Raw genomic sequence first — 25,174 nt, forward strand, 5'->3', positions numbered from 1 at the left:
GCCGTTCGTCTGATCGAGGTCAGGCCTTGCGGGTGCCGTCGAACAGGGCCCGGTAGGCGAAGCCGGCGATGAGCGCGCCGACGATCGGGAACACGATGAAGACCCACAGCTGCGTGAGCGGCAGGGCCCCGCCGTACACGGCCGTCGCGATCGAGCGGGCCGGGTTGACGGAGGTGTTGTCGATCGGGATCGTCGCGAGGTGGATCAGCGTCAGCGTGAGGCCGATCGCGAGGCCCGCGAGAGCCGGGTTGCCGCGCGTCGCGTGCGTGACGCCGAGGATCACGAGCACGAACAGCGCCGTGAAGAGGGTCTCCACGACGATGGCGCCGAGGATGCCGTAGCCCCCCGGGGAGAGCGAGTCGAAGCCGTTGCTCGCGAAGCCGCCGTCCTGCGCCTTGCTCAGCCAGTTGTCAGGCCCCGAGAGGCCGATCAGCACGATGACCGTCGTCGCGACGAGGCCACCGATGATCTGGGCGAGGATGTAGCCGATCACGCCGCGCCACGGGAAGCGGCCGGCGGCGGCGAGGCCGAGCGTCACGGCGGGGTTGAAGTGGCCGCCCGAGATCGGACCGAAGGCGTAGGCGCCGGCGACGACCGTCAGGCCGACCGCGAGCGCGACGCCGAGGAATCCGACGCCCTTGTTCGCGGCCTCGGTGCCCTCGCCGAAGCCCGCGGCGAACAGCGCCGTGCTGATGACACCGAGCACGAGGAGAAAGGTTCCGAACGCCTCGGCGGTCAGGGTCGCGGCGGTCGACGGGACGACGGGGGTGTGCTCGAGGGCCGTCGGCGGGACGGGAGCGTCGGGTCGGGGGTCGGCGGCGGCGGGCGTGTGCTCGAGAGGGGTCGGTTCGACCGGCTTCTCGGGGCGCGGATCGCTCATGAGGTCTCCTTTGCATGAGGACGAGGGAAAGACCGTCCGGAGAGAGGATAGGGCATCTTCAGCGGATTCCCAGGGAAGAGCCTCGGGGAGCCGTCAGGTCGCGGCGGGGGGAGCGGCGCGCCGGTACGAACCGTCAGAGTCGTCCGGCCGCCTTGAGCGCGAGATAGCGGTCCGCGATGCGCGGTGGCAGGTCGTCGGGGGTGGCGGCGATGGCTTCCGCGCCCGCGCGGGCGATGGCGGAGGCGACGGATGCCGCGTCCCGCTCGGTGCGCGCAGCGGCGGCCTCGCGGTACACGTCCGCCGCGTCGGGACGCACGGGGGCGGGGAGCGCGCCATCCGTCACCGTCCCCACGAGCACGTGCGCGCGCTGTGCGAGCGCGGGGAGGGAGCCGAGGAAGCCGCGGGCGGCCTCGGGGGCGTCCTGGGCCGTGAGGAGCACGACGAGCGACGGACGCGAGGTGAGCGCGCGGATCTGCGCGAACGCCGCATCCCAGTCGGTGTCGATGAGCTGCGGCTCGACGGGCGCCATGGCGTCGACGAGCGCGGGAAGGAGCGACGGGCCGTCGACACGCGTGACGCGGGCTCGGGTCACGCGGTCGAACATGAGCAGGTGGATGTGGTCGCCGGCCCGGGCGGCGAGGGCCGACAGGAGGAGCGCGGCCTCCATCGCGGCGTCCAGCCGCACCCCGTCGCCGACGCGCGCGGCCGCGGTGCGACCCGTGTCGATGAGGACGACGACGTGCCGGTCGCGCTCGGGGCGCCAGGTGCGGAGCATCGTCGTCGTCGACCGCGCCGTCGCACGCCAGTCGATCGATCGCACGTCGTCGCCGCGGACGTACTCGCGCAGACTGTCGAACTCGGTGCCCTGGCCGCGCACCTGCACGCTCGTCGAGCCGTCGAGTTCGCGAAGGCGCGCCAGACGCGAGGGGAGATGCCGGCGCGCGGTGAACGGGGGAAGGACGCGCAGCGTGCCGCGATCGTCGAGACGCGCCTGACGCCCTGCGAGGCCGAGGGGGCCGCCGGAGCGCACGACAACGAAGTCGCTGCGCAGCTCGCCGCGCCGGCGGGGGAGGAGCGGCACGACCAGTCTTCGCCGCTCGCCTCCGGGCAGATCGAGCGCGAGACGCTCCGGCGGAGCTCCGGCCGTCGGCTGCCACGCATCGCGGACGAGGCCGCGGATGCGTCGGCCGCCGGGGTTCGTGAGCCAGAGCTCGGTCTCGACGCGCTGCCCGAGGAGCGCCCGCCGGGGGATGCGCCGCTCGACGCGGAGCCCGCGCGCGGACGGCGCGGCCGCGGCATCCGTCACCGCCAGGGCGATGCAGAGGACCAGCCATCCCCCCGCCGTCGCCCAGGGATCGACGTCGGCGAGGGCGAGCAGCACGACGGGCACGGCGCCGAGGCCGACGAGGAGCGGAAGCCGCCCGGTCACATACATCCGTCTCTCACCTCCTCGTCATCGCCGACCCCGCCCGGCCGCCCCACTCTTGGTCGCGAGCCGATACGTTCCGCGCGAGCCGATACGAATTCGGCCGCGCCGAAAGTATCGGTTCGTGGAGAACGTATCGGTTCGCGCATCAGGGGAGGAATGGGGGGAGGGGGTCAGATGGGGACGCGGGTCTGCTGCACCACCGAGGCGAGCACGGCATCGACCGAGACGCCCTCGAGCTCGGCATCCGCGCGCAGGCGGATCCGGTGACGCCACGTCGGCACGAGCATCGTCTGCACGTGGTCGGGCGTGATGGCGGGATATCCGCCGAGCCACGCCCACGCCTTCGATGCCGCCAGCAGGGCGGTCGTCGCGCGCGGGCTCACGCCCAGCTGCACCGACGGGCTGCGGCGCGTCGCCTGCGCGAGGTCGACGACGTAGCCGAGCACATCGTCGGCGACGGTGACGGATGCCGCGGCCCGCTGCGCCGCGCGGATCTCGGCCGCCGACACGACCTGGCCGAGCCCCGCGGCACCGAGGTCGCGCGGGTCGAATCCGCTCGCGTGCCGGCGGAGCACGGCGAGCTCGGCATCGCGCGCGGGGATCTCGACGATGAGCTTGAGCAGGAACCGGTCCAGCTGCGCCTCAGGGAGGGTGTAGGTGCCCTCGTGCTCGATCGGGTTCTGCGTCGCCGCGACGAGGAAGGGGTCGGGAAGGGGCCGCGTCACGCCGTCGGTCGACACCTGGCGCTCCTCCATCGCCTCGAGGAGCGCGGCCTGGGTCTTGGGAGGCGTGCGGTTGATCTCGTCGGCGAGCACGATGTTGGTGAAGACCGGGCCTTCGCGGAACTCGAACTCGCCGGTCTTCGCGTCGTACACGAGCGAGCCCGAGACATCGCCAGGCATGAGGTCGGGCGTGAACTGGATGCGCTTCGTGTCGAGGCCGAGCGCCGTCGAGAAGGCGCGGACGAGGAGCGTCTTCGCCACGCCTGGAACGCCCTCCAGCAGGACGTGACCGCGCGAGAGCAGCGCAATGAGCAGGCCCGTGATCGTGCCGTCCTGGCCGACGACGGCCTTGCCCACCTCGAGGCGCACGCGGTTCATCGCATCGCGCAGCTCCGCGGGCGTCGGCGTCGTATCGGCCGTTCGGGTGGCGTCGGTCATTGAGCATTCCTTTCCGGGCGGACGGCCTGACGGACCGCCCCCTCCAGGTGGCTGAGCCGGTCGCGGAGGGCGACCAGCTGGGCGTCGTCTCGGGGGAGTTCTTCGATCAGGATGCCTCGGACCGCGCGGCGGTCCCAGCCGAGGCGGTCGGCCGCGGCATCCGCGATCTCCGTCGCGCTCGCCGCGGGCCCGAGCCCCAAGAGGCGCGAGAGGCGCGCGAGGGCGGAGAGCCGCAGCTGATCGGCGGCGTGGACGGCGTCGCGCGAGCGGGCGTAGAGGCGCGCACGCCCCTCGGTCGTCTCGGACACGCGCACCGTCACGGGGAGCCGCTCGGGCACGAGGGGCCCGAACCGCCGGCCGCGCCAGATCGCCGCCCCCACGGCGGAGAAGAGCAGGAGCACGATGACCGGGCTCACCCACGGCGGGGTGAGCTCGCCGAGCGACGGGTCCTTCGTCGCAAGGTCGGTGTCGCCGATCCCCGGCATGTACCAGACGAGCTGCGGATGACGGCCCATGAGGTTGATCGCCAGCGCGGCGTTGCCGTTCTCGGCCAGCGACTCGTTCGCGAAGAGGGTGCGCCCGTCGACGGCGCTGATGCGCTGCGAGCCGTCGTCGTGGACGAGAAGGCCGTAGCCGTCGCCCGAGGGGTAGCACGCGATGGCGTCGCCCGTCGTCGATGCGACCGCGCCGGGGAGGATCGCCCCGGCCCGCTGCGCGTCGGCGAGGTCGCAGCCGGGCTCGACGACGTCGCCCGATCCGTACCCGGCAGGACGCGATCCGGGCAGCAGCAGTCGCAGCGTCCGCGAGCGCGGGTCGATCAGCACCACGTCTTCGGCGGCCGCGGCGAGGTTCTCGACGCCGCCGTCCGAGAGTGCGGGGGTGTCGGGCATCACGAGGGTCGCGTCGGCGGCGAGGAGCGCCTTCTGGGCGGAGGAGCGGTCCCTGGCCACGGTCACCTCGACGCCGTGCTCCCGCAGGACCTCTGCGAGGGCGCCGGTCCCCGCGGGCCCGGCCGACTCCGGGTCGAGCGCGTCGCGCGCGACCCACTGCGACAGGCCGGCGAGCGCGGCCCCGACGCCGCCGACGAGCAGCAGGACGACGCCGATGACGATCCAGCCCGCGATGCCACGGCGCGGCCGAGGGCCGCGCGCCGCGACGTCGGCAGGTGCCGCGACGTCGGCCGGGGGCGGGTCGCCGACCGGGGGAGCGGCGGCCGTCATCGGACGGTGCCGTTCGCGACGGGCTCGAGGACGGCGGGGCGACTGCGCGAGACGGCCTCATCGACCTGGACGACGCGGGCGTAGAGCTCGGGTGTACCGGGGCGGCGGAGGTAGCGCACGTCGTCGAACGCGGCGGCGGCCTCTTCGAGGGAGTCCGCGGAGGCGGGGAACACCCGGCCGGCGCGACGGGCGAAGGCATGCACGGTCGCGCCGGGAGGAGTCTCGACGGCGCCGCGCTCGACGAGTCCGCGCGCGAGCGCGCGGAAGCGCAGGACGATCGCGGCGTCCCAGTCGCCGCGCGCCGCACGGGCCTCCGCGTCGGTGCGCAGCTGTGCCGCGGAGCGGGTCTCGGTCTCGCCGAACAGCTCGGCCACGGCGACGCGCGAGCGGTGGGTCGCCCGCGGACGCCCCCACACCAGGAACGCGCCGACGATGAGGACGATGACGATGACGGCGGCGATGACGGCTGCCGTCGAGCCCCACGGCCCGTCGAGCTGCGTGGCGAACAGGCGCTGGAAGAACTCGGCGATCGCGCGGGCGATGCGGTCGAAGAGAGTCGGCTCCGCCTCGGCGTAGACGGGCTTGGAGAGCTCCTGCTCGGCCCAGCGGCGTGCCTCCTCGCCGTCCGGCGTGAGGGGCGGGACGGAGTCGGCGAGACGGGCGATGGCGGAGGTCACGCCCACGGCGACTCGCGGTCGCTGCCGTCGGCGGGGGCCGACGGCGCCGCCCACTGCGTCGGAGCGGGTTCGGCGGGCAGCGCCCCGTCCGCGGGCTCCCGCGACGCGGGGGGCGGAGAAGGCGCGTACGTCGGCGGCTGCGGCGGCGCGGCGGGCGCTGCGGCCGCGTAGGGCGGCGCGCTCGCGGGGTACGGCGCGCTCGCGGGGTACAGCGGCGCCTGCGGCGGCGCGGAGTATCCGCCGGATGCGGGGTACTGCGGCGGCGCGGAGTATCGGCCCGCGGCCGGATACTGCGGCGCCTGCGGTCCGGCGGGGTACCCGCCGTATGCGGGGTGCGGCCCGGACGGGTACCCGCCGTACGCGGTGCCGGCGTAGGCCGGCGGCGCGTAGGCGCCCGGCACCGGGCGCGGCGCGATGACCCGGCCGATGTGCTCGAGGTAGGGGTCTGCGAGACCTGTGGCCCCGGCATCCCTCCGCTCGACGTAGGTCAGCAGATCCAGGTCGAGACCCTCGTGACGCATGCGGCAGTCGATGTAGATGAGGGCGGCCGCGGTCGCCTGCACGACCGTCGCGACGGCCTGGACGAGCAGCACGACGGCCTGCGACAGCAGTCCGCCCGCGATGATCGCGATGATCTCGCCGATCTGCGGGTCCCCCGTCGGCGTGATGATCGTCGACATGGCGGCGGAGAGGAACGAGAAGGGGATGCTGACGACCTGCGCGATCCCGCCGAAGATGAGGCTCAGCAGCAGCTGGATGCCGAGGATCGGCCAGAACCGCGTGCGCGTGAGTCGCCAGGACCGGCCGACGGCGTCGCCGATCGTCGCCCGCTCCAGGATGATCGCGGACGGCACGAGCACGAGCTTGACCGAGAGCCACCACACGAGCGGGATGGCGGCCAGCACCAGGACGACGCCGAGCCCGGCCGCCGCGGGGAAGGCGACGAAGCCGAGCCCGAAGAGGGCGAAGGCGGCGGCGGCGACCGCCCCGATCACGACCGCGAGCAGCAGAGCGCTGTAGCCGATGAGACGCCACGCGACGGGCTTGACCTTCGCCCAGAGCGCCCGCAGGGCGAGCTTCTCCGCGACGGCCGCGTGGGCGACCTCGCTCACGACGACGCCCTGCACGATGACCCCGAGCGCGCCGGCGGCCAGGCCCAGGACGATTCCGACGACGACCGTGATCGCGATGGATCCCGCGAGCACCGCCTGATAGTCGTCGGTTCCGGGCTGCATCGTGTTCAGACGCGAGAACGAGGCGATCGCGACGCCGCTCACCGCGAGGATGACCACGACGTACGCGATCGCCTGCACGCACAGCGCGAAGCCGAGCAGCACCTTCGGGTTCTGTCGCAGCGCGGCGAACGAGCGGCCCAGGATCGTCCCGAACGTCAGCGGATGAAGCGGGATGATCCCCGGGCGCGATGCGGGGGTCCATGCCGGATAGGCGGTCACAGCTCCTCCTCGTGCCCTCGCCGCGGGGGCCGCGGGGTCGCCGGGCAGATCCCTATCGTGTCACATCGACCGTGCCCGCTCCGTGCCCGCTCGGCGTGCGTTCAGCGGGTGTCGACGCCCCGTCCAGGTGGCGTCGACTACTCTGTCTCCCAGTGCGCCATGGGGAGAGCGGGCAGCGACCGCATGCCCCGGGGCCTGACGAGAAGGACGATACGCGCGCGATGACTTCACGCATCCTGGTGGTCGACGACGACACCGCCCTCGCCGAGATGATCGGCATCGTGCTCCGCACGGAGGGCTTCGACACGGTCTTCTGCGCCGACGGCGCGCGGGCGGTCGACGCGTGGCGGTCGGAGCGGCCCGATCTCGTGCTGCTCGATCTCATGCTCCCCGGCATGGACGGGATCGAGGTGTGCACGCAGATCCGGCAGGAAAGCGGCATCCCGATCATCATGCTCACTGCGCGCACCGACACGGCGGATGTCGTGAAGGGCCTCGAGTCGGGCGCCGACGACTACATCGTCAAGCCGTTCAACCCCAAGGAGCTCGTCGCGCGCATCCGCACGCGCCTGCGCCCCGCGTCGCAGCCCTCGAACGACACCCTCCGCATCGGCGACCTCATCGTCGACGTCGCGGCCCACGAGGTGCGCCGCGGCGAGGGGCCCATCGCCCTCACGCCGCTCGAGTTCGAGCTGCTCGTCGCCCTCGCCTCCAAGCCCCAGCAGGTCTTCTCCCGCGAGATGCTGCTCGAGCAGGTCTGGGGCTATCACTACAAGGCCGACACGCGCCTCGTGAACGTCCACGTGCAGCGCCTTCGCGCCAAGGTCGAAGTCGACCCCGACAACCCCAGGATCGTCACGACGGTCCGCGGCGTGGGCTACCGGGCCGGCGCGGTCGTGTGAGGCGATCATGATCGCGGCGCAGACCGGGTCGGTCGCGACGCCGCTGCGCGCGACCGGCAGGTGGCGCGACTGGCGCTCCTGGCCCGACAACGTCTCGGCGCTGTGGCGGCGCTCGCTGCGCTTCCGCATCGTGCTCGTCACCCTCGGCCTCACGGCGATCGCCGTGCTCATCGCGTGCGTGCTCATGGCGCTGTTCATCCAGAACGACCTCTTCGTCACGCGCCGGGATCAGGCGCTCAGCGACGCCCGCCGCGCCACGACGGCGGCTCAGGAGACGCTCGACAACGCGACCGTCCAGGGGACCGACAGCGCGCAGCTGCAGATCCTCATGAACAGCGTGCGCAACACCCTCACGCAGCAGTCCTCGACCGACATGATCTCGGCGTCGCGCATCGACCGCCTCGCGCCGCAGGCCCCGCAGGACTTCACCGTCGGCGGCTTCGACGAGTCGCTCGTGACGGAGGGCATGAGTGCGACCGTCCGCAAGAACGCCGCATCGCAGTGGTGGCAGTCCGTCGCGCTGCCGGCGGACGGCGGCCGGAGGCTCCCGGGCATCATCGTGGGGCAGCAGCTGCTCGTCCCGGAGGTGGGCGCGTACGAGCTCTACTTCGCGTACGACCTCAGCAGCGCCGAACAGACGCTCGGCTTCGTCCAGGGCGTCCTGTGGGTCGTCGGCATCTCGCTCATCGTCATCATCGGCGGCATCGCCTGGTTCGTCCTGAGATCGGTCACGACCCCGATCGGCGAGGCGGCCGACACGAGCGCGCGGCTCGCCGCGGGAGAGCTCACCGTGCGCCTCCCCGTGCACGGCGAAGACGAGCTGGCGACCCTCGGCCGCTCGTTCAACGCGATGGCCGACAGCATCGAGTCTCAGATCAAGGAGCTCGCCGACCTCTCGCTCGTGCAGCAGCGGTTCGTCTCCGACGTCTCGCACGAGCTGCGCACGCCGCTGACCACGATCCGGCTGGCGGCCGACATGATCAACGACCAGCGCGAGGAGTTCGACCCCGCCACCGCGCGCGCCGCGGAGCTGCTCAACGCGCAGGTGCAGCGGTTCGAGACCCTGCTCACCGACCTCCTCGAGATCAGCCGCTACGACGCCGGCTCGGTGCAGCTCGAACTGGAGCCCACGAGCCTCGCCCACCTCGCGGAGGACGTCATCGCCTCGATGCACCAGCTCGCCGAGCAGCACGGCACGGATGTGCGCCTCGTCGCGCCCGGGGGGTATTCCCCCGTCGACATGGACCCGCGGCGCGTGCGCCGCATCGTCCGCAACCTCCTCGGCAACGCGATCGAGCACGGCGAGGGCCGCCCCATCGTCGTCACCGTCGACAGCAACCAGCAGGCGGTCGCGCTGGGCGTGCGCGACTTCGGCCTCGGCATGCGGCCCGAAGAGGTCGAGCACGTCTTCGACCGGTTCTGGCGCGCCGACCCCTCCCGCACCCGCACCATCGGCGGCACGGGCCTCGGCCTGTCGATCGCCCTCGGCGATGCGCGCCTCCACCGCGGCGAGCTCACGGTCTGGTCGGAGCTCGGCCGCGGCTCGCACTTCGTGCTGACGCTACCGCGCTCCTCGGCGCCGCTGTCGGGGACCTCGCCCATCCGGCTCGAACCCCTCGACGAGGTGCCGGACGAGTTCGGCCGCACCGAGCCGATCGCCCTCCCGACGGATGCCGCGGCCCGCGGAGGCGCCTCGTGAACCGCCGCGCATCCGTCGCCGCGATCCTGGCGGCCCTCGCCCTCATCCTCGCGGGGTGCGCGGGCCTGCCCACGAGCGGCGATGTGCGTCCGGGCCTGGAGGCCGGCGCCGAGGCGGGCGACCCCGACTTCGCCTTCCGGCCCGACAGCCCGCAGCCGGGCGCCTCGCCGCAGGAGATCGTCGACGGGTTCATCCGCGCCGGTACGGGGCCGGGCAAGGACGGCCAGTGGTCGGTCGCTCGCGAGTACCTCGCGCCCGACACGAAGTGGGATCCGACGGCCCGCGTGACGATCGACGAGCCCGGCGATCGCGTCTACTCGTCCTCCGGCGAGGGCCAGGTCTCGCTGACCCTCAGCCATGTCGCCGACGTCGACGAGATCGGCAGCTACGAGCCGAGCGTCGGCGAGCCGACGAAGCTCGATTTCCGCCTCGCCGTCCAGCCCGACGGGGAGTGGCGCATCACCGAGGCGCCCGAGGGCCTCGTCCTCGACCAGTCGCAGTTCTCGAGCGTCTTCCAGCGCTATTCGCTCATGTACTTCGACCCGACGTGGAAGTTCCTCGTGCCCGACGTCCGGTGGTTCCCGCGCACGAACGCGGCGACGTATGTCACCGATGCGCTGATCGACAAGCCGCCCGCCGCGTGGCTCGCGGCATCGGTCGTCTCGGCCTTCCCCGAGTCCGTCTCGGTGCGTCCCTCGGTGCCGGTGACCGGTGACGGCGTGGCGCAGGTGGAGCTGGATGCCGCGGCGGCCGACCTGAGTCCCGAGGTGCTCTCCCGCATGCAGGCGCAGCTCGAGGCGAGCCTCGCCAACGCCGGCGCGACCTCCGTCGCCATGACGGCGGGGACGACGCCGCTGGACGTCGAGCCGGCCGTCACCCGTTCGACGCGCATCAGCTCGCTCGCCGCCGTCCAGACGCAGGAGGCGTTCGGGTTCCTCAACGGCGACGAGACCGATCCGATCGCGGGGCTCACGAGCGCCATGGCGAGCGTCGAGCCGGTGGCCATCCAGCTCGCGCCGGATCGCGACTTCGCCGCCGTGCACGTCACGAGCGGGTCCAACGTGCGCGTGCAGGCCAACGGCGAAGTGCTCGAGTTCGATTCGCGTCCCGGCCTCATCGATCCCACCGCCGACCCGTCGGGCTACAGCTGGAGCGTCCCCCGCGACGCGCCGGGCGCCCTCATCGCGTTCTCGCCGGGGAGCGAGCAGGCCGCGATCGCCAACCCGTGGCCCGAGGCGACGCGCGTGAGCTCCATCGCGATCTCACGCGACGGCACCCGCCTCGCCGCCGTCGTGACCTCCGGCGGACGATCGGCTGTGACGGTCTCGGGCGTCATCCGCAAGCCCGACGGAACCCCGACGGGCCTGGGCGAAGGCTCCCTCCTGCTGCAGACGCTCCCGACCGACAGCGCGTCCGTCGCATGGCTCGACGACACCACGATCGGCGTGCTCTCCGACATCGGCACCGAGCCGGAGGTGCTGGAGCTGACGGTCGGCGGCCCCGCCACGGCGACGCCCGCGCCCGCCGGCGCGACGCAGCTGGCGGGAGGCAACCAGGGCACGCTGCGCGTGCGCGGCGCCGACGGCGCGCTGTACTCGAAGCGCGGCTCGACGTGGCCGCAGACGGGGACCGGCATCCTCGTGCTGGCGACGCAGCAGGGCAGCCCGCAGTAAGGCGCGTGCCGCGGAGGGGAGAACGGATGCCGCGTCCGCCCTCTCCTCCCGAGGCACGCCGCCGGGCGGGGTCGTCCCCGGCGGCGCCCGATCGCTCCCCGGCGCCGGCGGGTCGCGCGAGGCTGGCGGCATGCGACTTCCCACCCTGCTCCGCGGGGCCTTCGCCGATGCCCTGACCCTCGTCCTCCCCGTCGACTGCGCCGGGTGCGACGCTCCCGACACGACGCTGTGCGAGTCGTGCCGGGTCGCCCTCGCCCCGCACGTGCGCCGCCGCGACATCGGGGGCGTGGCAGTGTGGAGCGGCCTGGCCTACGAGGGGCCGGCGGCCCGCGTCATCCGTTCGCTCAAGCAGGAGGGTCGCACGGCGCTCGCCGCCGCACTCGCTCCGGCCCTGGCCGCGGCGGTCACCGCAGCCGGCGACGGCGATCCCGTCATGGTCGTGCCGATCCCGACCTCTCGCGCCGCCTATCGGCGCCGCGGCTACCGCGTTCCCGAGCTCGTCGCACGCCGGGCGGGTCTCCGCGCCGAGCGCGTGCTGGTGGCCGGGCGGCGCACGGCCGACCAGCGCGGCCTCGACCGCGGTGAGAGGCGGCGCAACGTCGCGGGCTCCTTCGTCGCCGCCCGTCCCGTCGCGGGGCGGCGCGTCGTCGTCGTCGACGACGTCGTGACGACGGGGGCGACCCTCGCCGAAGCCGCACGGGCGCTCCGTGCGGCCGGCGCGCACGTCGTCGGCTGCGCGACGGTGGCCTCGACCCCGCGTCTCGTCTCGCGCGGGTGACGCTCCGGGAACTCGCAGGTGACAGGGGGGTGACGCCCGACTAGCGTGGGGATGACAAGGCGACTGATGGTCCGCCCTTGGCCGGGCGGACCGGAACAAGGAGGTCAAGGATGGAAACCAGCATCGTCGGCGTGGGAGTGGGGATCACAGATCGCTTCCGCTCGGTCGTCGAAGAGAAGGCGACCCGTATCGAGCACCTCGCTCCTCGCGCTCAGCGCGTCGAAGTCAAGGTCACGCATCGCGCGTACCACAACGGCCGGATGGAGGACTCCACGGTCGAGCTGACCCTCACCGGCAAGGGTCCGATCGTCCGCGCCGAGGCGGTCGACGGTGACAAGTTCACCGCACTCGACCTGGCCGTCGACAAGCTGTGCGAACAGCTCCGGCGCGCCAAGGACAAGCGGGTCGACTCCCGCAACCACCCTCGTGGCGCCAAGTTCGAGAAGGAGAGCGGCGCACTCCAGGGGATCGATCTGCAACCGGCATCCGTCGACGTCATCCGGGCGGTCGCGACCGGCGAGATCCCCATCGTCACGGGGAACGAGGAGGAAGAGGGCTACACGCCCGTCGTCATCCGCACGAAGCAGTTCGACCCGGAGTGGATGACCGTCGAGGAGGCGGTCGACCGGATGGAACTGGTCGGGCACGACTTCTTCCTGTTCATCGACGCCCGCAGCGACCACCCGAGCGTCGTGTACCGCCGCAAGGGCTGGGACTACGGCGTCATCTCGCTGAGCACCCAGGCCGCTCCCGTGGAGCTCGCGTCGTAGACGAAGAGGATTGAGGAGAGGGGATGCCGCGGCTCGCGGCATCCCCTCTTCCTCGTCTGCGGCCGGCCACCGTGGCGGCCGTCGCACCCGATGTCAGTCGAAGATACCGTCGAGGATGCTGCCGATGACGAGGCCGCCCATGATGCCGCCCATGAGGTCGCCGCCGCCGCGCCGGCCGCCGCCCCAGCCCTGCGGCTGGCCGCCCCAGGCGCCGGAGCCGGACTCGCCCCACCCCTGCGGGCGGTAGGCCTCGATGTCGCGCTGGGCCAGCTGGAGGCCCTCGCTCGCGAGGAACGCGGAGCGCCGCGCGACGGCGAGCGCCTGCTCTCGGTGCTCCTCGGGGATGCTCGTGAGGGTCGCGGCGGATGCCCCGAGGTACCGGTCGAGATCCAGGCGCAGTCGCTCGGCTTCGGCCAGGCGCGTGCGGGCGTCGGCGCCGATCCAGCCGCGGTGGCCGGCGATGACGTCGCGCGCGACGGCGAGCTGGCGGTCGGCGTCGTCGATCGCGTTGCGCACGTGTGCGAAGTCGGGGACGGGGTGCGCCTCTCGGTCGCGCGCGGCGGCGATGGCGGCATCCAGCGCACCGTTCGCTTCGCGCAGGCGCGTGAGGAGGGTGAACGGGTCTGTGTTGACCCCTGCGGCGGGGAGCGCCGCCAGGGCCCGCTCGAGTTCGCGCGCGGCGTCGAGCACCGCCGGCACCTGCGGCGCCTCGCGCACGGCGACGAGGTCGCCGCGCGAGTCCTCGACGACGGCGGCCAGGAGCGATTCGGCGCGCAGGGCCTCGACCTCGAACGTCTCGACCGCCTCGATGAGCGTGCCCGCGCGGCGCACGGCCTCGGTCGAGGCCTCCAGCGCCAGGTTCGCCTGCTCGCGCTGGCCGGCCTCGCGGCGGCGGTCCGAGACGCCGGCGCTGTGCTCGGCGAAGCCGAGCAGCTGCTCCGCCTCGCCCGGGTTGGCCTCGATCTGGCGGAGCGCGTCGGCCGAGTAACGGGCGCTCAATCGCGTCAGCGTCTCGCGGGCCTGGGGGAGGAGGTCGCGCAGGCGCGCGGCATCCGTTCGCACCCCTGCCAGGATCTCGGGCGCCCGGCGTGCGCGCGCGATGCGCTCGGCGAGGGACTCGGTGCGGTCATCGAGCAGCTCCTGCGCCCAGTCGCACAGCTGCACGATGCGGGCGTTGCGCGTGCGCAGCTCCTCGCGGGTGTCGGGGATCTCGTCGTGGTTCAGCTGGTTGAGATGGAACGCCTCGGCGAGGTGCAGCCGGACGGCCTCCAGCGCATCGCGCAGCTCCTGCGTGGCCTCGGGGCCGAGCTCGGCCTCGGCGAACACCAGCTCGTCGGTCGTGACCCGGATCCGCTCGTCGGCCTGGACGATGGCCGTCTGCGCACGCCGGGCGAGATCGGCGTCCTGAGCCTCGAGCTCCTCGTGATCGCGCTTGCGCCTTCCCCAGAATCCCGACATGGATCGATCCTACGGTCGCCCCGCCGAGCGTCTGCTGAGGCCGCCTGAGCGGACGCCGTGAGAGAAGACACCCTCAGCGGGTGAGTGCGGCCGGCCGGGTCTGTCGGACCAGGCGCGGCTGGGCGCACAATGACCGCACGACGCGCCCACCGCGCGCCGGCCGCGGGCGGTGGGCATGGTCGGCGCGCGGGATCGCCTCTCCCGCCGCTCCTCGCCCCAGGAAGCCCGCATGGCCCTGCCCAAGATCCTCGTCCCGGTCTCGCTGCGCGGCTATCAGCGCGCCTGGCTCGGACGCGACCTGCTCGCCGGCGTGACGCTCGCCGCCGTCGCGATCCCCGAGGTCATGGGGTACACCGCGATCGCGCAGACGCCCGTCGTGACGGGCCTGTACACGATCCTCCTTCCCCTCCTCGCCTTCGCGCTGCTCGGGTCGTCGAAGCTCCTGGTCGTCGGCGGGGACTCCGCGACGGCGGCGATCCTCGCGGCCGGGCTCGCGGGCGCCGGCATCGCGGGTCTGCAGCCGCAGTCGCCGCAGTGGGTCGCGCTGTGCGGCCTGACGGCGCTCCTCACGGGCATCATCCTGCTCCTCGCCCGCATCCTGCGCCTCGGATTCCTCGGAGACTTCCTCTCGGCATCCGTTCTCATCGGGTTCCTCACGGGTGTCGGCATCCAGGTCGCGACCGGGCAGATCCCCGACATCCTGGGCGTTCCGAAGGGGAGCGGCACCTGGTTCCAACAGCAGCTGGCCTGGATCACGGGCATCGGGGAGGCCTCATGGCCCACCGTCGCGTACGGCCTCGGCACCATCGCGATCGTGTTCCTCTTCAAGCTCGTGCTCCCCAAGATCCCGGGCGCGATCGTCGCGGTCATCGGGCTCCTCACCGTCGCGACCCTCACGGATGCCCCGTCCTACGGCGTCGCCGTGATCGGTGCGATCGAGGGCGGCCTTCCTCCCATCGGGCTCCCGCAGGGCGTCGGCTGGAGCGATGTCGGCGCCCTCGTGCCGACGGCGTTCGCGTGCTTCTTCATCGTCATCGCGCAGAGCGCCGCCACCTCCCGCAGCTTCGCCCTCAAGCACGGTGATCGCGCCGACGTCAACCGCGACATCGTCGGACTCTCGGCCGCCAATCTCGCCGCGGGCCTGAGCGGCACGTTCGTCGTCAACGGGTCGCCGACCAAGACGCAGATCCTCGACGGCGTCAAGGGCCGCACGCAGGTCGCGAACCTCGTCGTCGTGGTCGTGACGCTCATCGTGCTGCTCTTCCTCACGGGGCTCCTCACCGACCTCCCGAAGGCCGTCCTCGCGGGCGTCGTCTTCGTCATCGGCGTCGAGCTCATCGACATCAAGGGCCTCGTGCGGGTCTCCCGGCGACGTCCGCGCGAAGTGGTCATCGCGATCGTGACGGCCGCGACCGTCGTCGTCGCCGGTGTCGGCGCGGGGATCGTGCTGGCCCTCGTGCTCTCGCTCCTGGATGTCATCCAGCGCCAGTACGAGGCACGGGCGCTCGTGGTCGTCCCGAAGACCGAGGGCGGCTACACCTACGACGACGCGTCACCGGGCGTGCAGAGCGCTCCCGGCCTCATCGTGTTCCGGTTCGACGCGGAGCTCTTCTTCGCCAACGCGAGCGGTTTCACCGACAGGGTCGAGGCGCTCGTCTCCGCGGCCCCCACGCCCGTGCGGTGGTTCGTCCTGGACTGCACGGGGATCTCCGACGTCGACTACTCGGCGGGGCAGAGCCTCGCCGATGTGACGGGCTACCTCCACAAGCGCGGCATCCATCTCGTCCTGGCTCGGCCCGAAGACCGGTTCCTCGACACCCTGCGGCGGTACGAGCTCCTCGAGCGCATCAGCCCGGACCACATCTTCAGCGATCTCGACAAGGCGGTCGCGGCGTTCGGCGACTCCGCGGGCGAGCGCCCGGCGCCGTCGGTGTGACGCGTCCGGGCGGCGCCGATCAGCACGTCAGCCTGTTGCGGCGACGGACTCGGCGCGCGCGGGGCGGCCGCGCTTGGGGCGCTCGGTCGCCAGCGACAGCGCCATCGCCCGCGCGGGATGCTTCGCGATCCTCTCCTCGGCGCGGTCGAGCCAGCGCAGCTCCGCCTCGGCGGCGAACATCAGGGAGTCGACCACGAGCGCACGCGCGAGGGCCTCGGCATCCGTCGCCGTCCCGGTCGTCTTCGTCTGCGCCTCGGCCAGCCGGCGCAGCTGCGCGATCGACGCCTGCCGCTGGGCCCGGATGACCTCCCGCACGTCGATACCGGGAAGCGTCGCGGCGACCGCGAGCTTGATGGCCAGCTCGTCGCGCGTGGCCGCGGCACGCTCGACGGGGGAGTCGAGCCAGCGGCGCACCTCCGATCGCCCGGCCTCGGTGATCCGCCAGTACACGTGACCGTGCTCGTCGGCGCCCGCGTTCTCGGCGAGCCCGTCGCGCTCGAGCCGGTCGAGCGTGTTGTAGATCTGCCCTACGTTCAGCGGCCACGTCGACCCGGTGCGCCGGTCGAACTCCGCCCGCAGCTGGTAGCCGTAGCACGGCCCCTGATCGAGGATCGCGAGCAGACTCTGACGCACCGACATGGCAACTCCTTCTGCATACCCGGTATGCAGTTGCCGAGCATAGGGATGCGAGCAGGACGGCGAGGGATGCCTCGCCGCGAACGCTCCGACCCGCTCGCGCGCCACGGGGCTCGAGGTGACGCGTGCACAGCACCTTTCAAGGTCACGGACGGATAACATGGGCTGGTATGCCTGCGCGCTGGTGCGCCGGGCGGCACCGGTGCCTGTCCGCATCGGACCCGACAGATGGAGACACTTCGTGGCCAACCCTCTCGAGAAACTGCTCCGTGCCGGCGAGGGCCGAATCCTCCGGCGGCTCCAGCAGGTCGTGAAGGCCGTCAACGCCCTCGAAGAGGACTACGCGCAGCTGACCGACGAGGAGCTTCGCAACGAGACCGTCGAGCTGCGCGCCCGCCACGAGGCCGGAGCGACGCTCGACCAGCTGATGCCCGAGGCCTTCGCGGCCGTCCGCGAGGCCGCCAAGCGTACGCTCGGCCAGCGCCCGTACGACGTCCAGATCATGGGCGGCGCCGCCCTGCACCTCGGGAACATCGCCGAGATGAAGACCGGTGAGGGCAAGACGCTCACCGGCGCCTTCCCCGTGTACCTCAACGCGATCGCCGGCAAGGGCGTCCACGTCGTCACGGTCAACGACTACCTCGCGGGCTACCAGTCCGAGCTCATGGGCCGCATCTACCGCGCCCTCGGCATGACGACGGGCACGATCCTCGCGGGACAGACGCCCGCCGTGCGTCGCGAGCAGTACGAGGCCGACATCACGTACGGCACCAACAACGAGTTCGGCTTCGACTACCTGCGCGACAACATGGCGTGGCAGAAGCAGGACCTCGTGCAGCGTGGGCACTTCTTCGCGATCGTCGACGAGGTCGACTCGATCCTCATCGACGAGGCCCGTACGCCGCTCATCATCTCGGGTCCGTCCTCGGGCGAGGCGAACCGCTGGTTCATGGAGTTCGCCAAGATCGCCAAGACCCTCGAGCCCGGCGTCGACTACGAGGTCGACGAGAAGAAGCGCACGATCGGCGTGCTCGAGCCCGGCATCGAGAAGGTCGAGGACTACCTCGGCATCGACAACCTGTACGAGTCGGCCAACACGCCGCTCATCTCGTTCCTCAACAACTCGATCAAGGCCCTCGCGCTGTTCAAGCGCGACACCGACTACGTCGTGATGAACGACGAGGTCATGATCGTCGACGAGCACACGGGGCGCATCCTCGTCGGGCGCCGCTACAACGAGGGCATCCACCAGGCCATCGAGGCCAAGGAGAACGTCCCGGTCAAGGCCGAGAACCAGACCCTCGCCACCGTCACGCTGCAGAACTACTTCCGCCTGTACGACAAGCTCGCCGGCATGACCGGTACCGCCGAGACCGAGGCGGCCGAGTTCATGTCGACCTACCAGCTCGGCGTCGTCCCGATCCCGACCAACAAGCCGATGATCCGCAAGGACCAGCCCGACCTCGTCTACAAGAACGAGCAGGCCAAGTTCGCGCAGGTCGTCGAAGACATCGCGCGCCGCCACGAGGTGGGCCAGCCCGTCCTCGTCGGCACCGTCAGCGTCGAGAAGAGCGAGTACCTCTCGCGGCTGCTGGCGAAGAAGGGGATCAAGCACGAGGTCCTCAACGCGAAGAACCACGCACGTGAAGCCGAGATCGTCGCCCGCGCGGGGCGCCTGGGCGCCGTGACCGTCGCCACGAACATGGCCGGTCGCGGTACCGACATCATGCTCGGCGGCAACGCCGAGTTCCTCGCGGTGCAGGAGATGAAGGCGAAGGGCCTCGACCCCGTCGAGACGCCCGACGAGTACGAGGCCGAGTGGGACGCCGTCTACGAGACGATGCGCAACCACGTCGCCGAAGAGAGCTCGGCGGTCGTCGAGGCCGGCGGACTCTACGTGCTCGGCACCGAGCGCCACGAGTCGCGCCGCATCGACAACCAGCTGCGCGGCCGCTCGGGCCGTCAGGGAGACCCCGGCGAGAGCCGGTTCTACCTGTCGCTCACCGACGACCTCATGCGCCTGTTCCAGTCGGGCGCCGCCGAGGCGATCCTCGCCCGCACGAACTTCCCCGACGACGTCGCGATCGAGTCGTCGATGGTCTCGCGCGCGATCAAGAGCGCCCAGACCCAGGTCGAGGCCCGCAACGCCGAGATCCGCAAGAACGTCCTGAAGTACGACGACGTCCTCAACCGTCAGCGCGAGGCGATCTACTCCGACCGCCGCCACATGCTGCAGGGCGACGACATCGCCGATCGCGTCACGCACTTCATCGAGGACGCGATCTCGGCCGTCATCGACGACCACACCTCGACGGGTCACACCGAGAGCTGGGACTTCGATGCCCTGTGGACCGAGCTCAAGACGCTCTACCCCGTGAGCGTCACGATCGACGAGGTCGTCGCCGACGCCGGCACGAAGGGCCGCATCACGCCCGAGGTGCTCAAGCGCGAGCTCCTCTCCGACGCCATGATCGCCTACAGCAAGCGCGAGGAGACGCTCGGGGCTCCCGCGATGCGCGAGCTCGAGCGTCGGGTCGTGCTGCAGGTGCTCGACCGCCGCTGGCGCGACCACCTCTACGAGATGGACTACCTCAAGGACGGCATCGGCCTGCGGGCGATGGCTCAGCGCGACCCGCTCATCGAGTACCAGCGCGAGGGCTACCAGATGTTCCAGGCGATGATGGGGCAGATCAAGGAGGAGTCGGTCGGCTACCTCTACAACCTCGAGGTCGAGGTGCGCCGTGCCGAGGGCGAGACCGAGGTCGACGCGAAGGGCCTGGGTGCGACGCCCATCGAGGGCCAGCGCCTGGAGTACTCCGCCGCGAACGACGCCGGCGAGGTCGAGGTGCGCAACGACCGCGGCCAGGTGCAGCAGTCGGCCACGAACCGGCTGCGCCAGGCCGCTGCGGCGGCCGCGGCATCCGCCCCCGGTGAGAACGTCCCCGCAGGACAGACGCAGACCGCGACGCGAGAGGCTCCGCGCGGAGCCTTCGGACAGCGGACGGATGCCTCGCCCGCAGCGCCCGCGCCGCAGAACCGCGCACAGCGCCGCGCCGCCGACAAGAACAAGTAAGCCGGATCACGCCGAACGCGTCGCGCCCGCTCGGGGCCGGCGCGTCCGGCGTTCCCGGCCGCGGGGGCCACTCGTGGTCCGGTGGCCCGAAGGGCGCCCGGCTATCCTGATCCGATGAGCAAGACCCTGCCCCTGCGAACGCTCGATCAGTCGAGCAAGCTGAAGAACGTCCTGTACGAGATCCGCGGACAGGCCCTCGTGGAGGCAGACCGGCTCGAGGCAGAGGGTCACACGATCCTCAAGCTCAACACGGGCAACCCGGCGGCGTTCGGCTTCGAGGCGCCCTTCCAGATCGTGCGCGACATGATCGAGGCCATCCCCGAGGCGCACGGCTACAGCGACAGCCGCGGCATCGCCTCGGCGCGCCGCGCCGTCGTCTACCGCTACGAGGAGGAGCCCGGATTCCCGCGCGTGGATCCCGACGACGTGTACCTCGGCAACGGGGTCTCCGAGCTCATCACGATGACGATGCAGGCGCTCCTCGACGAGGGCGACGAAGTGCTGATCCCGGCCCCGGACTACCCGCTGTGGACCGCCATGACGAGCCTCGGCGGCGGAACGCCCGTGCACTACGTCTGCGACGAGTCCGACGGCTGGCAGCCCGACCTCGATGACATCCGTGCGAAGGTCACCGAGCGCACCAAGGCGATCGTCGTGATCAACCCGAACAACCCGACGGGGGCGGTGTACACGCGCGAAGTGCTCGAGGGCATCGCCGAGATCGCGCGCGAGCACTCGCTGCTCCTCCTCGCCGACGAGATCTACGACCGCATCCTGTTCGACGGCGCGCGCCACATCCCGATGGCCTCGGTTGCGCCCGACCTCCTGTGCCTGACCTTCAACGGCCTCTCCAAGACGTACCGCGTGGCGGGCTACCGCTCCGGCTGGCTCGTCATCACGGGGCCGAAGTCCCACGCGTCGGGCTTCCTCGAGGGCATCACGCTCCTCGCGTCGACGCGCCTGTGCCCCAATGTGCCCGCGCAGCACGCCGTCCAGGCGGCGCTGTCGGGGGTGCAGTCCATCGACGCGCTCATCGCCCCGACGGGCCGGCTCCACGAGCAGCGCGACGCCGCGTGGGAGGGCCTCGAAGAGATCCCCGGGGTCACGTGCGTCAAGCCGCAGGGCGCGCTGTACGCCTTCCCTCGCCTCGACCCCGAGGTGCACGAGATCCGCGACGACCAGAAGCTCGTCCTCGACTTCCTCATGGCCGAGCACGTGCTGCTGGTCCCGGGCACGGGGTTCAACTGGGCCACGCCCGATCACCTGCGCATCGTGACGCTGCCCGAAGCCCGCGTGCTGACCGAGGCGATAGAGCGGCTCGGCAACTTCCTCTCCTCGTACCGGCAGTGAGGTCGTACCGGCAGTGAGGTCGCGCTGACGCGGGGAGAGGCATCCGTCAACCCCTCGCGTCCCTGCGGCGCGGCGACCTACCGTGACGGTATGTCCATCGAGTTGAACCACCCTGCTCTGGCACACGCCCGCGCCCTCGTGCGCGACGGTGCCGTCGTGCGCGACGAGCGCGACGATTGGTCGGAGGCGGCCCCCACCGCCGACGAGGAGAACGCCTTCATCGAGCGCGAAGGCTGGACCGAGTACTCGCATTGGCATCTCGGCATCGACAAGAGCGAGAACGCCGAGACCAAGGGCGCCTACTCCTTCCCGTTCGGCGATTTCCGGAAGGTCCATCGCGGCGGCGTCATCGCCGGCGAGAGCCGTGCCGGCCAGTACGACCACACCGAGATCCGCGACGCGCTGAAGAAGCTCCTCGAGCTCATCGACGCAGACTCCGACAGCTAGGCGAAGAGGACGAGCGGGCCTCCACGACGATGGGGAGGCCCGCCGTCGGCCGCGGGTCAGAGGAGGGCGAGCGACGTGGCGCGCCAGCGCCCGTCCATGCCCTCGAGCCGCACCGCGACGGCGCGCGTGCGCGCGGGGCCGGCGACGATCACGACGGCCTCCACGACACCGTCGGCGGGCTGGGTGTGGCGCACCGAGAGGATGGAGTGCACGGGGCGCCTCGCGGGGACGCCGCGCGCGCTGCGGGCGCGCGCCGACAGGTTCGAGCGCACGACGAGCTTGCGGAAGGCGTCTTCGGTCACCCACCGCGCGAGCTGCTCGACCTCGCGCGCGCCCGAGAAGACCTCGAGCACGCCGCGCGTGAGGTTGCGCAGGAACGGCTCGGGGTCGGGGAGCTCGGCGGCAGAGGTGCGCTGCGGAGCGAAGAAGTCGGACAATTCGTACGCCACGTCGGCGGCGCTGCGCGGACGGACAGCGGGCATCATCGCCATCGGTGGCCCTATCTGGTGGGGGTGGGAGGGAGCGGAAAAGTCGTCGGGGGGACGATCCGGCGGAAATTACAACACGGACAGATCTGTCAGAAAAATCCCGGAGGCCCGATGTGGATAACTTCCTCACCCTTTTCGGGCGGTGCCACTAACCTGCCTGGGTGCGCTGGGATCGCTTCTTCGACGACCTCGAGGATCAACTCGCCTCCGAATGGGAGGCCGAGCGCGCGGCGCTGGACAGCGAGGCGGAGCGCCTGCGGCTGTCGCGCGTGCCCCTGCGCGATCGGCTCGCCGCCCTGATCGACCGTGACGGGGCGTCGGCGGCGCCGTCGTTCGAGATGCGCGACGGCACGGTCCTCGTGGCAGAGGTGAGCGGTCTCGGCGCCGACTGGGCGGCCCTCGCTCCCGCGACCTCCCGCAGCGGTGCGGTGATCGCCCCGCTCGGGGGGATCATGTCGATCGGGATGCCGCAGCCCGACCTCCTGCGCAGCGCCCGGCCCGTCGGTGCACGATCCTCGCTGAGCGAGCGCATGACGCTCGGCTTCGCGCTGCGCGACCTCGTGCGCCGCCGCGTCGCGGTGACCCTCCACCTCGTGCACGGACGAACCCTGGCCGGCACGATCGATCGCGCGGGCGTCGACCACCTCGATCTCGCGCTGCACGACCCGGGCGTGCCGCGCCGCGCGGACGAAGTGACCGGCCACCGCATCGTCCCCTTCGAAGCGATCGCATGGGTGCGGCTGGAGGGCGGCGCGACGACGCGCTGACAGGCGGGCGGCGGAACAGGGCGCCCGTGACCAGCCGCGGGGGACCGGCCCTCGGGGATCGGGCCGCAGGGATCGGGCCGCGCCGGTGCGACTCAATCCGAGTTGCGGATGACGCCCGTTCCCCACAGTTCGGGGAAGCTCGCCTCGTTCGACTGCCGCCACAGCGCCATGCGCCGTGCTTCCTCCACGCGGGCGTCGAGGTACTGCTCGAGGCTCTCGGCCTCGACGCGCCAGCGCGCGGGCGACCCGACGCGCACGGCGCGCAGCTGCGCGGCGTGGACGAGCTCCATGACGTCGTCGACCGACACGCCGAGCACCTCCGCCGCTTCGGCGGGGGCGAGCATGCGGGTGCGCGAGGCGGGGTTCTCGGGCATGCCCCCATTATGGCGTCGACCCGGGGGGTGGGGGCCGGCACGTCACGCGTTGTGGATAACGGCGGGGCCCCGCCGCGCGCCTGAGCGACGATTGTCGGCATGACCGCACTCGAGCCCGCCCGCCCTCGCCCCCGCGCCTTCTGGGGCGACGCTCGGTTCCTCCTCGGCATCCTGCTCATCCTCGCCTCGGTCGCGGGAGTCTGGTTCGTCGTCTCGGCGGCGCGCCAGACGGTCCCCGTCTTCGCCGCGACGCGCACGATCGTTCCCGGTCAGACCGTGGCCGACGGCGATGTGCGCGTCGTCGACGTCGCGCTCGGCGCGCTCGGGCCCGCATATCTCACGCCGGAGGCCATGGAGAAGGGACTCGTCGCCACCCGCACGATCGGCGAAGGCGAGCTCGTGCCCGAGAGCGCCGTCGGGGGCGCGTCGACACCCGCCACCACGACGGTCGTGCTGCAGAGCTCGGTCGACGTTCCCGCCTCGGTCGAAGCGGGCTCGGTCGTGGAGGTCTGGGAGGCGCCGATGATCGAGCGCGGCAGCTACGACACCCCGCGCATCCTGGTGGCCGACGCGACGGTCGTCTCGGTCACGCGCGACGACTCGGTCATGGGCGGGGGCGCCGCCTCTCTCGAGGTCGTGATCCCCCGCGCGGACGTCGCGGCCGTGCTCGAGGCGACGGCGGGCGAATCCGCCCTGTCGATCGTGCCCTCGGCGGGAGCGCGCCGATGACGGTGCTCATCGCCGTCGACGAGCCGCGGGGGAGTGCCCTCGCGGCGGAACTCGCGCACGAGGGGGTCGTCGTCGCCGCCGTCGTTCCGGCGCGGGCGCTCGCCGACGTCGCCGCCGACGCGCTGCACGGCCTCGAGGCCGAACGCCTCGCCGAGGCGCTCTCCGTCGCCGACACGGTCGTGCTGCAGGCGGATCGCACGACGCTCACGGCGGGCGCGGTCGCGCTGTGCGACCGTCGCGGCGCCCGGATCCTGCCGCTCGTGACGGATGCCGCGGACCGCCGCCTCGTCGAGAGCTTCGGTCTCGCGGGGTCCCTGCCGCTCGAGATCGAGGGCTGGCGGATCGTCGATGCCATGGCGGTGCCGGCCGAGCCCGCCGACGCCCCGGCGGCGCCGAGGCATCCGCGCGTCATCGCGGTCTGGGGGCCCGCCGGAGCGCCCGGCCGCACGACGATCGCGATCGAGCTGGCGCTCGAGCTCGCGCGCGGCGGCCGGCACGTCGCACTCGTCGACGCCGACACCCACGCGCCGTCGGTCGCGCTGCAGCTCGGTCTCGCCGACGAGGGCCCGGGGTTTCCGGCGGCGTGCCGCCAGGCCGAGCTCGGCGATCTCGACACGCGCGAGCTCACCCGCATCTCCACCCCCGTCGGCCGGTCGGGCGTCGACGCGCTGACGGGCATCAACCGCCCCTCGCGGTGGCCCGAACTGAGCGATGCGCGGGTGCACGCGGCGCTCGCCGCCTGCCGGGAGTGGGCCGACTACACCGTGGTCGACGTCGCGGCGCCGCTCGAGCGCGACGAGGAGATCGTGAGCGACCTCGACGGTCCGCGGCGCAACGCCGCGACCCTCGCCGCGCTGCAGTGCGCCGACCTCGTCGTCGCGGTGGCGGCGGCGGACCCGCTCGGCGTCTCGCGCTTCCTCCGCGCCCACTCCGAGCTGCGCGCGACGATCGGGCTGACGCCGGTCGCCGTCGTGGCCAATCGGCTCCGTCCCGGCACGCTGGGGATCGACGCGCGGGGCCAGGTCCGGCGCACGCTCGAGCGCTTCGCCGGCATCCGCGACGTCTGGTTCCTCCCCACCGACCCGCGGTCGACGGATGCCGCGATCCTCGCCGCGCGACCGGTCGCCGAAGTGGCACCGAAGTCGCCGCTGACGCTCGCGGTGCGACGCTTCGTGGGCGAGGCAGTGGCCCCGGCACCCGCAGCCGCCGACGAGGCGCGGCGGCGCGGCATCCGTCGTCCCCCACGAGCGGCGTAGCACGGGCCGGGCGGAGCG

Annotated in this window: 22 protein-coding genes; 12 read left to right on the forward strand and 10 right to left on the reverse strand. The window is 72.3% G+C overall.

Going from position 1 to position 25,174, the window contains the following annotated elements:
• Nucleotides 1-19 precede the first annotated feature (19 nt).
• From ACSBPH_RS14795 to ACSBPH_RS14820, 6 genes are all read right to left on the reverse strand, one after another.
• The gene (locus tag ACSBPH_RS14795; RefSeq protein ID WP_442575078.1) at nucleotides 20-880 is read right to left on the reverse strand and encodes an aquaporin; all 861 of its coding nucleotides are present in this window, start codon (nucleotides 878-880) and stop codon (nucleotides 20-22) included.
• Between the two features lie 133 nt (nucleotides 881-1,013).
• On the reverse strand, nucleotides 1,014-2,315 hold the full coding sequence (locus ACSBPH_RS14800) for a DUF58 domain-containing protein (protein WP_442575079.1): 1,302 nt from the start codon (nucleotides 2,313-2,315) through the stop codon (nucleotides 1,014-1,016).
• A gap of 164 nt (nucleotides 2,316-2,479) precedes the next feature.
• Entirely contained in the window at nucleotides 2,480-3,469 is a 990-nt protein-coding gene (locus tag ACSBPH_RS14805) for an AAA family ATPase (RefSeq protein WP_442575080.1), read from the reverse strand.
• On the reverse strand, nucleotides 3,466-4,689 hold the full coding sequence (locus ACSBPH_RS14810; RefSeq protein WP_442575081.1) for a DUF4350 domain-containing protein: 1,224 nt from the start codon (nucleotides 4,687-4,689) through the stop codon (nucleotides 3,466-3,468). The genes ACSBPH_RS14805 and ACSBPH_RS14810 overlap by 4 nt, the downstream gene beginning before the upstream one ends.
• Nucleotides 4,686-5,366, reverse strand: coding sequence for a DUF4129 domain-containing protein (locus tag ACSBPH_RS14815; RefSeq protein WP_442575082.1), 681 nt, complete (start codon nucleotides 5,364-5,366; stop codon nucleotides 4,686-4,688). Before ACSBPH_RS14815 ends, ACSBPH_RS14810 begins: the two co-directional genes overlap by 4 nt.
• A complete protein-coding gene (locus ACSBPH_RS14820; protein WP_442575083.1) occupies nucleotides 5,363-6,820 on the reverse strand; it encodes a glycerophosphoryl diester phosphodiesterase membrane domain-containing protein in 1,458 nt (485 codons plus the stop codon). The genes ACSBPH_RS14815 and ACSBPH_RS14820 overlap by 4 nt, the downstream gene beginning before the upstream one ends.
• A gap of 221 nt (nucleotides 6,821-7,041) precedes the next feature.
• On the opposite strand from ACSBPH_RS14820, the gene mtrA reads away from it, so the two are divergent.
• The 5 genes from mtrA (at nucleotide 7,042) to hpf (ending at nucleotide 12,642) form a co-directional block, all read left to right on the forward strand.
• Nucleotides 7,042-7,722 carry an MtrAB system response regulator MtrA gene (mtrA, locus tag ACSBPH_RS14825; RefSeq protein ID WP_442575084.1) on the forward strand — a complete coding sequence of 227 codons (681 nt, stop codon included), beginning with the start codon at nucleotides 7,042-7,044 and terminating at the stop codon, nucleotides 7,720-7,722.
• A gap of 7 nt (nucleotides 7,723-7,729) precedes the next feature.
• The gene (gene mtrB / locus ACSBPH_RS14830; protein ID WP_442575085.1) at nucleotides 7,730-9,421 is read left to right on the forward strand and encodes an MtrAB system histidine kinase MtrB; all 1,692 of its coding nucleotides are present in this window, start codon (nucleotides 7,730-7,732) and stop codon (nucleotides 9,419-9,421) included.
• The gene (locus ACSBPH_RS14835) at nucleotides 9,418-11,094 is read left to right on the forward strand and encodes an LpqB family beta-propeller domain-containing protein (protein ID WP_442575086.1); all 1,677 of its coding nucleotides are present in this window, start codon (nucleotides 9,418-9,420) and stop codon (nucleotides 11,092-11,094) included. The genes mtrB and ACSBPH_RS14835 overlap by 4 nt, the downstream gene beginning before the upstream one ends.
• 130 nt (nucleotides 11,095-11,224) lie before the next feature.
• The gene (locus tag ACSBPH_RS14840; protein ID WP_442575087.1) at nucleotides 11,225-11,872 is read left to right on the forward strand and encodes a phosphoribosyltransferase family protein; all 648 of its coding nucleotides are present in this window, start codon (nucleotides 11,225-11,227) and stop codon (nucleotides 11,870-11,872) included.
• A gap of 110 nt (nucleotides 11,873-11,982) precedes the next feature.
• Nucleotides 11,983-12,642: a ribosome hibernation-promoting factor, HPF/YfiA family gene (gene hpf / locus ACSBPH_RS14845; protein WP_442575088.1), complete on the forward strand. Its 660-nt coding sequence runs from the start codon at nucleotides 11,983-11,985 to the stop codon at nucleotides 12,640-12,642.
• A gap of 93 nt (nucleotides 12,643-12,735) precedes the next feature.
• Here the strand turns inward: hpf and ACSBPH_RS14850 are convergent, their stop codons facing one another.
• Nucleotides 12,736-14,100: a hypothetical protein gene (locus ACSBPH_RS14850; protein ID WP_442575089.1), complete on the reverse strand. Its 1,365-nt coding sequence runs from the start codon at nucleotides 14,098-14,100 to the stop codon at nucleotides 12,736-12,738.
• A gap of 229 nt (nucleotides 14,101-14,329) precedes the next feature.
• Between ACSBPH_RS14850 and ACSBPH_RS14855 the strand changes: the two genes are divergently transcribed.
• Nucleotides 14,330-16,036 carry a SulP family inorganic anion transporter gene (locus ACSBPH_RS14855; protein ID WP_442575090.1) on the forward strand — a complete coding sequence of 569 codons (1,707 nt, stop codon included), beginning with the start codon at nucleotides 14,330-14,332 and terminating at the stop codon, nucleotides 16,034-16,036.
• 27 nt (nucleotides 16,037-16,063) lie between these two features.
• Here ACSBPH_RS14855 and ACSBPH_RS14860 read toward each other — a convergent pair whose 3' ends face one another.
• Nucleotides 16,064-16,675, reverse strand: a complete 612-nt coding sequence (locus ACSBPH_RS14860; protein WP_442575091.1) for a PadR family transcriptional regulator — start codon at nucleotides 16,673-16,675, stop codon at nucleotides 16,064-16,066.
• Between the two features lie 238 nt (nucleotides 16,676-16,913).
• On the opposite strand from ACSBPH_RS14860, the gene secA reads away from it, so the two are divergent.
• The 3 genes from secA (at nucleotide 16,914) to ACSBPH_RS14875 (ending at nucleotide 21,542) form a co-directional block, all read left to right on the forward strand.
• Nucleotides 16,914-19,745: a preprotein translocase subunit SecA gene (gene secA / locus ACSBPH_RS14865; RefSeq protein ID WP_442575092.1), complete on the forward strand. Its 2,832-nt coding sequence runs from the start codon at nucleotides 16,914-16,916 to the stop codon at nucleotides 19,743-19,745.
• 126 nt (nucleotides 19,746-19,871) lie between these two features.
• Nucleotides 19,872-21,095: a pyridoxal phosphate-dependent aminotransferase gene (locus tag ACSBPH_RS14870; RefSeq protein ID WP_442577321.1), complete on the forward strand. Its 1,224-nt coding sequence runs from the start codon at nucleotides 19,872-19,874 to the stop codon at nucleotides 21,093-21,095.
• A 90-nt stretch (nucleotides 21,096-21,185) separates the two neighbouring features.
• Nucleotides 21,186-21,542, forward strand: a complete 357-nt coding sequence (locus ACSBPH_RS14875; protein WP_442575093.1) for a hypothetical protein — start codon at nucleotides 21,186-21,188, stop codon at nucleotides 21,540-21,542.
• 56 nt (nucleotides 21,543-21,598) lie between these two features.
• Here the strand turns inward: ACSBPH_RS14875 and ACSBPH_RS14880 are convergent, their stop codons facing one another.
• Entirely contained in the window at nucleotides 21,599-22,033 is a 435-nt protein-coding gene (locus ACSBPH_RS14880) for an Rv3235 family protein (protein WP_442575094.1), read from the reverse strand.
• A gap of 158 nt (nucleotides 22,034-22,191) precedes the next feature.
• On the opposite strand from ACSBPH_RS14880, the gene ACSBPH_RS14885 reads away from it, so the two are divergent.
• Complete coding sequence (locus tag ACSBPH_RS14885; RefSeq protein WP_442575095.1) at nucleotides 22,192-22,797, forward strand: hypothetical protein; 606 nt, start codon at nucleotides 22,192-22,194, stop codon at nucleotides 22,795-22,797.
• Nucleotides 22,798-22,889: 92 nt separating this feature from the next.
• Here the strand turns inward: ACSBPH_RS14885 and ACSBPH_RS14890 are convergent, their stop codons facing one another.
• On the reverse strand, nucleotides 22,890-23,171 hold the full coding sequence (locus ACSBPH_RS14890) for a helix-turn-helix domain-containing protein (protein WP_442575096.1): 282 nt from the start codon (nucleotides 23,169-23,171) through the stop codon (nucleotides 22,890-22,892).
• A 99-nt stretch (nucleotides 23,172-23,270) separates the two neighbouring features.
• Here ACSBPH_RS14890 and ACSBPH_RS14895 point away from each other — a divergent pair, with 99 nt between their 5' ends.
• Together ACSBPH_RS14895 and ACSBPH_RS14900 are read left to right on the forward strand one after the other, a co-directional pair.
• Nucleotides 23,271-23,900, forward strand: a complete 630-nt coding sequence (locus ACSBPH_RS14895) for an SAF domain-containing protein (protein WP_442575097.1) — start codon at nucleotides 23,271-23,273, stop codon at nucleotides 23,898-23,900.
• Nucleotides 23,897-25,156, forward strand: a complete 1,260-nt coding sequence (locus ACSBPH_RS14900; protein ID WP_442575098.1) for an AAA family ATPase — start codon at nucleotides 23,897-23,899, stop codon at nucleotides 25,154-25,156. Before ACSBPH_RS14895 ends, ACSBPH_RS14900 begins: the two co-directional genes overlap by 4 nt.
• The last annotated feature ends 18 nt before the right edge of the window (nucleotides 25,157-25,174 follow it).

It is taken from the genome of Microbacterium sp. F51-2R, from assembly GCF_052180235.1.
Taxonomy (GTDB): Bacteria; Actinomycetota; Actinomycetes; order Actinomycetales; family Microbacteriaceae; genus Microbacterium.